The organism is Streptomyces jumonjinensis (genome assembly GCF_009600885.1).
Taxonomy (GTDB): domain Bacteria; phylum Actinomycetota; class Actinomycetes; order Streptomycetales; family Streptomycetaceae; genus Streptomyces; species Streptomyces jumonjinensis.
Genome location: NZ_VCLA01000203.1, coordinates 1 through 477, shown reverse-complemented (window position 1 = coordinate 477; position 477 = coordinate 1). Strand labels below are relative to the sequence as shown.

General features: G+C 68.8%; 1 protein-coding gene. It reads left to right on the top strand.

Annotation, left to right across the window (positions count from 1 at the left end; genetic code table 11):
• A partial coding sequence (locus tag FF041_RS36845) for a tyrosine-type recombinase/integrase (RefSeq protein ID WP_153527092.1) occupies nt 1–477 on the top strand: 477 nt, incomplete at both ends.

The following is a 477-nucleotide window of genomic DNA, read 5'->3' as shown; positions in this document are numbered from 1 at the left end:
ACCGCGTCCGCGGACGCGGTCGCAAAGGCTGGCTGCCCGCCTTCCGCGACGCGATGCTGTTCAAGACCGCGTACGCATTCGGACTGCGCCGCAACGAGACCCGGATGCTGGACACCGCGGACTTCGGCCGTAACCCCGAAGGAGCGGAGTTCGGCGAGTTCGGCATCTGCTACGTCCGCCATGGCAAGGCGAAGAAGGGCTCGCCGCCCAAACGCCGCAGCGTGCTGACGGTATGGGAGTGGTCAGCCGAGATCCTCGACCAGTGGACGAGCGAGGTCCGGCCCGCCATGCGGCACGCGGACGGGCCAGCCCTGTGGCCTTCCGAACGCGGGCGGCGAGTGGGCCTGCAACGGCTGGACTCCCGCTTCGCCGCCTACCGCGACGATCTCGGCTTGGACCCGGTCCTCGACTTCCACTCGCTGCGCAGGTCGTACGTCACCCACCTGATCGAAGACGGCATGGACCCCCTGTTCGTCC